At 40.2% G+C, this 6,947-nt stretch carries 3 protein-coding genes and 1 pseudogene; 2 read left to right on the forward strand and 2 right to left on the reverse strand.

Annotation, left to right across the window (positions count from 1 at the left end):
• Nucleotides 1-70 precede the first annotated feature (70 nt).
• Entirely contained in the window at nucleotides 71-1,306 is a 1,236-nt protein-coding gene (locus QZ334_RS06015) for an FprA family A-type flavoprotein (protein WP_105094716.1), read from the reverse strand.
• A 162-nt stretch (nucleotides 1,307-1,468) separates the two neighbouring features.
• Nucleotides 1,469-5,209 (reverse strand): phosphoribosylformylglycinamidine synthase, encoded by a 3,741-nt coding sequence (locus QZ334_RS06020; protein WP_295232778.1) that lies wholly within the window; start codon nucleotides 5,207-5,209, stop codon nucleotides 1,469-1,471.
• Between the two features lie 268 nt (nucleotides 5,210-5,477).
• Here QZ334_RS06020 and QZ334_RS06025 point away from each other — a divergent pair, with 268 nt between their 5' ends.
• Both QZ334_RS06025 and QZ334_RS06030 read left to right on the forward strand, forming a co-directional pair.
• Nucleotides 5,478-6,383 carry a LysR family transcriptional regulator gene (locus QZ334_RS06025; RefSeq protein ID WP_005387848.1) on the forward strand — a complete coding sequence of 302 codons (906 nt, stop codon included), beginning with the start codon at nucleotides 5,478-5,480 and terminating at the stop codon, nucleotides 6,381-6,383.
• A gap of 247 nt (nucleotides 6,384-6,630) precedes the next feature.
• A pseudogene (locus tag QZ334_RS06030) lies at nucleotides 6,631-6,947 on the forward strand (xanthine phosphoribosyltransferase); the annotation flags it as partial.

The following is a 6,947-nucleotide window of genomic DNA, read 5'->3' on the forward strand; positions in this document are numbered from 1 at the left end:
TCTTAGACTTTCATAAGACTTTTAAAGTATAAGAAAAAGCCGCCTTTTCAGGCGGCTTTTAGTGTTAGTATTATAATACTTCTTTGATTTCAGCTGCATCGATGGATGCTTTGATATCGTCTGCCATTTTTTCGATTTTTGGAAGATCTTCTGGTTTTAAAGAGGATTTGATATCAAGTGGTTCGGATACGATTTCAATGTCTTTGAAGTCGTTTTCAAAGTGAGCAACCATTGTTTTCATTGCAGCAGATGCCCAAGAGTGGTTACCAATGATGGATACCTTATGGTTTTGGAAGTTAAGTGCTTTCAATTCATGAATGAAGTTTTCCATAGTAAGGTATAGGTTCAAATTGTATGTAGGTGCAATTGTTACCAAGTTAGTGTATTTCCAAGCATCAGCGATGATGTAGGAAGCATTAGTTTTGGAAACATCGTAGATTTTGATATCTGTGACGCCGCGTTTGGACAATTGCTTAGCCAATTGTTGTGCAATAGCACGAGTGTTACCATACATAGAACCGAAGGCAATAACAACACCTTTTTTACAAGCTGTGTAGCTGGACCAGTGCAAGTATTTGCGCAAGATATAATCGATAGTTTCAGGTGTACGCCAGATAGGACCATGAAGTGGAGCAATACGCTTGATGTCAAGACCAGAAACTTTACGGATTGCATTTTGTACTTGAGGACCGTATTTACCAACTATATTTGTGTAGTAACGACGAGCTTCATCTTCGTAGGTAGCAACGTAATCAGTTTGGTCTGCAAAGATGTTACCGTTAACTGTACCGAATGTACCGAAAGCATCTGCAGAGAATAATGTACCAGTAGATTTTTCATATGTACAAGTTACTTCTGGCCAGTGAACCATAGGCATAGTGTAGGAAACAAGTGTATGTTTACCAAGGCAAATTTCGTCGCCTTCTTTTACTGTGTAGTATTGATCAGGTTTTGGAGAATTGTAGAATTGTTCAAACATGCGGAATGTTGTAGCGTTACCAACCATTTTACAGTTTGGATAGCGTTCCAATGTTTCCAACAATGTTTGGCAATGGTCTGGTTCCATATGATTTACGATGATGTAATCAAGGTCGCGACCATTTAATAGATGAGTCAAGTTATCAAAGTATTCTTCGCGAATTTCCGCATCTACAGAGTCAACAACACAAGTTTTTTCATCATCAATGAAATAGCTGTTATAGCTAACACCATTTGGAATAGGGAATAAGTTTTCAAAACGTTCTGTAGTCCAGTCATTACTACCAATCCAGTAGATATTATGGGTCATTTTCTGAGCACAATGCATAATAAAATCCTTTCTTAACTCACATTTGTTATGTATAGGTTTACACGAATTCTCATGTTCGTAAATATATCATCAACTTATAATACTAATATTTTCGAAAAAAATCAATATTGAAAAGCCTACCCCAAGGAGTAGGCTTTCACATGAAAGAATAGTCATAAATTATTTAAAGTATTTTACACCAGATGTAAAGATTGGCATTTCTAATAAACCAGGAATATTTTTACTGATACCAGCACCGCAGCGTTCGGAGTGAGCCATCTTACCGAATACGCGACCATCTGGACTATAAATGCCTTCGATAGCAGCTACAGATTGGTTTGGATTGAAGCGGCTATCCATGGAAGCAATACCATCAAAGTCTACATATTGTGTAGCAATTTGACCAGTTTTATTGAATTCCAATACTTGTTGAGGGGAAGCGATGAAGCGACCTTCGCCGTGAGAAATTGGCACAGTGTAAATTTCGCCTGCTTTAGCATCGCTCATCCAAGGGGATTTAGTAGAAATAACTTTAGTGTTAACCATACGAGATAAGTGACGACCGATTGTGTTGTATGTCAATGTAGGATGATCAGCGGTTAATGTTTCGATATGACCACCTGGCAACAAGCCTAATTTGATAAGGGCTTGGAAACCATTACAAATACCAAGTACAAGGCCATCTTGTTTGTACAAGAGGTTTTCTAAACCTTCTGCAAGGTATGGATTGCGGAAGAGGGTAGCCATGAATTTGCCAGAACCATCTGGTTCATCACCAGCACTGAAGCCACCAGGGAACATAAGAATTTGGGATTCAGCTAATTTTGTTTTAATTACATCGATAGATTCTTTTAATTGTTCTGGTGTTTGATTGCGAATGATTACGATATCTGTTTCTGCCCCAGCACGTTCAAAGGCACGAGCAGAGTCAAATTCGCAGTTTGTACCAGGGAATACAGGGATGAGCACTTTAGGTTTAGCCCCTAAGGATGCGCTGCGAGGTTTAGCATGTTGATCGTGGATGTATGCTACCGCTTCACCAACACCATTTGGCGCACGCATAGGGAAGATATCATTTAATGGAGCTTCATAAGCTGCTTGAATTTCCTTAAGGGATACAGATTGATCGGCCCATTCAATAACAGGATTTGCTTGTGTTACACCTATTACTTTAAGACCTGGTAATTCTAAGAGATAGTTAACCGCTTTAATATCTACCTCTACGATAAATGCACCAAGAGCTGGTTGGAAGATAGCACGTTCCGCATATTTATCGAATTTAACACCAATGTTGTTGCCGAGCGCCATTTTGGTAACTGCTTCAGGAATGCCACCTTGGTCAACTACATAAGCGGAGTAAACGCGACCTTTTTCAATTTGTTCTTGTAAAACTTCACAGTTTTCTTTAAATCGATCCCAATCAGGAGTGTCATCGTACATACGAGGTACATCGAAGAATACGAGGCGATGGTCTACACCTTTAAGGTCTTGGCTCACAATGTTATCTACATGAGCTGTTCCCACTGCGAAAGATACGAGGGTAGGAGGAACTGTAAGCTCCATAAATGTACCGCTCATAGAATCTTTGCCGCCAATTGCGCCAATTTCAAGTTCTTTTTGTGCTTTGTAAGCGCCGAGTAAAGCTGCTACAGGTTTACCCCAAGATTCTTTAGAGTTGAGGCGTTCAAAGTACTCTTGTAATGTTAAGTATGCATCTTCACGACGACCGCCGAGAGCTACTAATTTAGCGACAGATAAAAGTACAGCATATTGTGCACCGTGGTATGGGCTCCAGTCGGATAACTCAGGTACAAAGCCATGTGTCATGATGCTAGCAGTTGTAGTTTCCCCATTTAATACAGGTGATTTTGCCACCATACCTTGAGTAGGTGTCTTTTGGAACTTACCACCGAATGGCATGAGTACTGTATTAGCACCAACTGTACTATCAAAGCGTTCTGCTAAGCCTTGTTGAGAGGCTGTATTTAAATCGGATACGGCTGCAAGCCATTTCTCTTTGAAGTTCTCTGCACTAGAAGAACCACGTAAGAAGTAAGAACGATCCGTTGGAGCTGTTACAATAGCTTCCTGCTGTTGACTTGCACCATTTGTATTTAAGAAGTCGCGGCTGATATCTACGATTGTTTCGCCATTCCAGTTCATGATAAGGCGATTTGTATCAGTTACATCAGCTACAATTGTACATTCTAAATTTTCTTCGTCGCAGTAGGCTTTGAACGCATCTACATCAGCTGCGGCGATGACGCAAGCCATACGTTCTTGAGATTCAGAAATGGCTAGCTCTGTACCGTCAAGGCCAGCGTATTTTTTAGGAACTAAATCAAGATTGATTGTTACACCATCTGTTAATTCACCGATAGCAACGGATACACCGCCTGCACCAAAGTCATTACAACGTTTAATAAGCGTTGTTACTTCACCGCGACGGAAGAGACGTTGAATTTTACGTTCTGTAAGGGCGTTGCCTTTTTGAACCTCTGCGCCACATGTGGAAAGGGACTCTACGGTATGTTCTTTAGAGGAACCAGTAGCGCCACCACAGCCATCGCGGCCAGTTTTGCCGCCTAGTAATACTACTACATCGCCTGCGACTGGTACTTCACGACGTACTTGATTACGAGGCGCAGCGCCAATAACCGCACCGATTTCCATGCGTTTAGCCACATAACCAGGATGGTAATATTCTTTTACTTCACCTGTAGCAAGGCCGATTTGGTTGCCGTAAGAGGAGTAGCCACGAGCAGCTTCTTGGGTAATTTTCTTTTGTGGTAATTTGCCTTCTAATGTATCTTCAAGGCTAGTATGAGGGTCGCCAGCGCCTGTAACGCGCATAGCTTGGTATACATAAGCACGACCGCTCAATGGATCGCGGATACAGCCACCTAAGCACGTTGCAGCGCCACCAAATGGTTCGATTTCAGTAGGGTGGTTATGAGTTTCGTTTTTAAATAATAACAACCATTCTTCAGTTTTGCCGTTTACATCAACAGGAATAATGATTGTACATGCATTGATTTCATCGGATTCATCAAGATTTGTTAAACCGCCTGCATGACGCAATTCTTTAACTGCTAGTGTTGCCATGTCCATGAGGGAGCGAGCCTTTTTCTTAGTTGTATATAGTTCAGCACGGCCTTCCATGTATTCTTCAAGGGCTTCTTTTACTGCACCTGTGAAACGACTATCCTCAATGGTAATATCCGTTAATTCCGTCATAAATGTAGTGTGGCGGCAGTGGTCGGACCAATAGGTGTCGAAGAGGCGAATTTCTGTAATGGTAGGATTGCGGTGTTCTACTTCTGCATATTGTTGCTTAATTAATTTGAGGTCTGCCAATGTCATAGCGAGACCATAGCTATCGATGAGAGTTTCTAAATCAGCATCGCTCATGTCTGTAAAACCGTCGATTGTTGCCACTGGTTTAGGATCTTCTAATTCAAGGGCCAATGTAGTTGGTAATTCAAGACTCGCTTCGCGGGAATCTACTGGGTTAATGTAGTACGCTTTAATGGCCTCTTCTTGTTCTTTTGTGAAAGTACCTTCGATGGCGAATACACGAGCACATCGAACGATGTGGCCAGATGTAAGGGTGAGCATGGAAATACATTGCTCAGCACTGTCGGCACGTTGATCGTATTGACCTGGCACATATTCAACAGCAAAAACGAAACCTTGTACAGCTGGGATTTCTTCTAATACTGTATCTACAGGAGGCTCGGAGAAGATAAGGTTTTTTGCAGCCTCTAAATCTTTTGCATCTACATGTTCGATATCATATCGCTCGTAGATGGTTACCCCTGTAGCAGGCATAGATAATTCCTGTTGTAAGGTTTGTAACATGCGTTGTGCTTCTTGGTTGAAAGATTCTCGTTTTGTTACGAATAATCGTTGTATAGCCATTATAGCCTCCTGTAATGTATATAATTCCCTGTGGGATATTGACAAATTAAGTATAGTCGGTCTAGACTTATAAGTAAAGATAATCTTATTTATGAAAAGATTAGAAATACTAATAAATATGAAAGGTTCATGAAGGTCATAAGACCTAACTTTCATGAAGATTTCTACATATTCATTATATATTGAGAGTCCATGCTTATAATATAGTAAATGATATGTATATTTAAAAGTAAGACACTACTATTAGTATATAACAGAGGTGAATAAAATGGCAGTATCTGCAGATTTATATAGAACCTTTTTAGGGGTAGGCTTATATTTATCCTTTTCCCGTGCAGCCAAAGAGTTAGGCGTTTCTCAATCCGCCATCAGCCAAAGCATTAAGCAATTAGAAGGTGAACTTAATATGCCTCTTTTTGTGCGCACTACAAAATCTGTAGGGTTCACGCCAGAAGGCAAAGAATTATTTGATACAGTAGCTAAGGCATTTTCCATTCTTGATAATGGGGTAACTCAATTACAAGAACGTGTTAGCCAAGCTTATGAAAGTTTAAATCTGGCTGCTACAGACACATTATGTCGCCATTTCTTATTACCTTACTTCCATAAATGGCAATTGCAAGAAAGCGAAATCGGACTACATATCATTAATCGACCATCACCTGATTGTGTAGAATTAGTACTCAACAAAGAAGCGCAGTTAGCCGTCGTTAACGATTATGAAGGCTTGCGCGATAATCCTCAACTAGAGGTAACTACATTGGCTACAATTCAAGATGTATTTGTTGGTGGTCCTGATTATAAAGGGGCAGGCTTCTTTGATCAAGGTCGTCTTCTTAATGAGCCTATTTTGCTCTTGCATAAAGGTTCTGCGAGCCGTACATTCTTTGATGAAGTAACTCATGGCGCATGCCGTAAACCGCGCTTTGAATTGGGTAGCGTCGATGTGCTGCTTGATCTTGTAGAAATTAATATGGGTATTTCCATGTTGCCTAACCATGTAGTGCAACAAAAGATGCAAGAAGGTACAGTGGTACGTATCGATACAGATATTCCAGTGCCAACACGTGATATTGTACTTGTCCGTTCTCGTTTGGTACCTCAATCTGAAGGGGCTGCGCGCTTTACATCCTTGCTCGTTAATCGTGAAAGCACACGCGATAAGGTCTTATAATAATGAGACACACTTTATGAGAATTTTCAGAAAGTGTGTCTTTTTATATTTTAGAGTACTGTTATCTGTGCTATATTATATTGTTATAAACCTACTGAATTTTATAATTTAGTGTGGAAAGTTTTGAAGTCTTAAAGAGAGCTGTTTTTCTAGCTGTATTGTTAAGTCTTTTACTTGATATAGGTTGACCCTAAGGGGTTATTTACGTTAAAATTTAAAGATAGTTATGCTGCGGAGGTAAGAGCACATGGAATTATTAAAACAACGCATTCGTGAAGAGGGGATTGTCCTCAATAATCGCGTGCTAAAAGTCGATGGTTTCTTGAATCATCAAATCGATCCACAATTGTTTAAAGCAATCGGTAAAGAAATCGCCGATCGTTACCGTGATGCAGGTGTACAACGTATTGTTACTATTGAAGCATCTGGCATTGCATTGGCGTTGATGGCTGCTCTTGAACTTGATGTGCCATTAGTATTTGCGCGTAAGAAAAAATCTATTCTTATGGTAGATGATGTATATCATAGTGTTGTGTACTCTTATACCTGTCTCTTATACACATC

Source organism: Veillonella sp., assembly GCF_019414865.1.
GTDB lineage: Bacteria > Bacillota > Negativicutes > Veillonellales > Veillonellaceae > Veillonella.

Coding starts and splice junctions, on each gene's coding strand:
- QZ334_RS06015 (WP_105094716.1), bottom strand. CDS start 1,306: ATGCATTGTGCTCAGAAAATGACCCATAATATCTACTGGATTGGTAGT.
- QZ334_RS06020 (WP_295232778.1), bottom strand. CDS start 5,209: ATGGCTATACAACGATTATTCGTAACAAAACGAGAATCTTTCAACCAA.
- QZ334_RS06025 (WP_005387848.1), top strand. CDS start 5,478: ATGGCAGTATCTGCAGATTTATATAGAACCTTTTTAGGGGTAGGCTTA.